Annotated in this window: 2 protein-coding genes and 1 pseudogene; 2 read left to right on the top strand and 1 reads right to left on the bottom strand. The window is 59.9% G+C overall.

Going from position 1 to position 1834, the window contains the following annotated elements:
- Positions 1 to 247 (top strand): annotated as a pseudogene (gene glyA / locus Q8K05_RS01170) (serine hydroxymethyltransferase); the annotation flags it as partial.
- Positions 248 to 357: 110 nt separating this feature from the next.
- Positions 358 to 807: a transcriptional regulator NrdR gene (gene nrdR / locus Q8K05_RS01175; protein ID WP_305244722.1), complete on the top strand. Its 450-nt coding sequence runs from the start codon at positions 358 to 360 to the stop codon at positions 805 to 807.
- 253 nt (positions 808 to 1060) lie between these two features.
- Here the strand turns inward: nrdR and Q8K05_RS01180 are convergent.
- Positions 1061 to 1834 (bottom strand): acetamidase/formamidase family protein (locus Q8K05_RS01180; RefSeq protein WP_305244723.1); only part of this gene is annotated, 774 nt, incomplete at its 5' end.

Here is a 1834-nt window from a genome sequence, read left to right on the forward strand (position 1 = left end):
ATTGGGCAACGCCCACATGACCATCAACAAAAACGCGATCCCGAACGACCCGGAAAAACCGATGGTGACCAGCGGCGTGCGCATTGGCACCCCGGCCATGACCACACGCGGTTTCAAGGACGAGGAAGCGCGCATGACGGCCAACCTGATTGCCGATGTGCTCGACAACCCGCGCGATGCCGCCAACATCGACGCCGTTCGCGCCAAGGTTCACGCCTTGACCAGCCGTTTTCCGGTTTACGGCTAAACCGCTGAACCGCACGGATTGCGCAGAAAGCTATGATTTTAATAGCTGTCTGCGCCCGTGCCTATTGGGCTAGCGACCTAAAATGCTTAAAAATATAGCTTAAACCGCCCATGAAATGCCCTTTTTGTGGACATCTTGAAACCCAGGTCGTCGAAACCCGGGTTTCCGAAGACGCCGACTTCATACGCCGCCGTCGCCAGTGCGCCGCGTGTGAAAAACGCTTCACGACCTACGAGCGGCCCGATGTCAACTTCCCGGCCATCGTCAAAAAAGACGGGCGGCGCACCGAGTACAAACGCAGCAAAATCATGGAGTCCATGACCTTGGCGCTGCGCAAGCGGCCGGTCAGCACCGAGCAGGTCGATGCTGCAGTTGAACGGATTGAAGAAAAGCTGCTGAACCTGGGTGCCCGCGAAGTGCCGTCCGCCCGCCTTGGCGAACTGGTGATGCGCGAGCTTAAAAAACTGGACAAAGTCGCTTACGTGCGTTTTGCCAGTGTGTACCGCAGCTTCGAGGATATCGACGAGTTCAAGACGCTGGTGGATGAGGTCAGGCGCTGACCAGCTTCCTCCCGGGTGGGCCTGGGACATCGAAAGCGAAAACAAGACCCCGGCGAGAACAGTTTTTGCCGGATTTGCAGACCCATGGTGTTGCATGCTTGACGGCACACATCAAATTCCTGACAGGCTTCACACTTCCGGTTTTTTGTCCCGCGAGGAGCAGAAATGGCCTCGATTTATCTACACGAACAGTATCGAGACTTGACCCCACGCTTTCTGAAACCCATGACTGCACTCGGCCGCCGCCAGACGCCTACAGCCCGTATTGCGCCCGCACCAGATGCCCGATGCCGATGCGCTCGAGCACCGGCATCGGGCACAGGAACGTGACCCGCACCACCCCAGGCAACCGGGCAATCTCGATGGAGCCGGTGATGGTGGCACGATTCAGAATCTCGTCATAAGGCAGACCGGTGACCTTGGCTGCGCGCTCCAGACCATTCGTGGCGGCATCGTTGAGGTTGGCGCCGGAGCCAATGAAGGTAATCGGGGCGTTGTCCTCCAGCGGAATGCCGCCGAAACGCTGCGCCAGGGCGTGCGCCTTCTCACGCAACTCCGGGGTGATGGGGCGCGCCAACAGCGGCAAGTCCTCCAGGCGCTGCAGCAGGATCGGCCCGTCAAGGGCCAGCCCCTTGATGACATCCACTTGCAGCTCCACCTCGCCCGAAACGTCGGTGGCATGTCCGGCGATCTCGCCATTGCCCTGCTGGGCGTGCATGTCCCCAATATAGATGCCGCCGCCCGGCACCTTCACCGGGCAGATGACGACAGCACCGGCCCGCACCGAGTTGGCATCCATGTGGCCGTCAGTCTTGTGGCGGTTCAGTTCCTCCTGGCTCATGCCATATTTGTGCGGGGCGTTGATGAGGAAAGCGCCGAAATCGCCGCAGTTGTGGGAGTCCGGCAGATCGCGTGACGGCGTGGTTCCGATGTTGCCCATGAAGGGCTGCATGCGTGAGACCAAACCGACGATGTCAGCCTCCGCGAACGACAGGATCGAGTGCTGTTGTGAGGCGGCAGGCAAGTG

The organism is Polaromonas sp., from assembly GCF_030682935.1.
Classification (GTDB): Bacteria; Pseudomonadota; Gammaproteobacteria; order Burkholderiales; family Burkholderiaceae_C; genus Polaromonas.

Bases quoted from the DNA above. Each gene is read 5' to 3' on its own strand.
- nrdR (WP_305244722.1), top strand. From the start codon at position 358: ATGAAATGCCCTTTTTGTGGACATCTTGAAACCCAGGTCGTCGAAACC.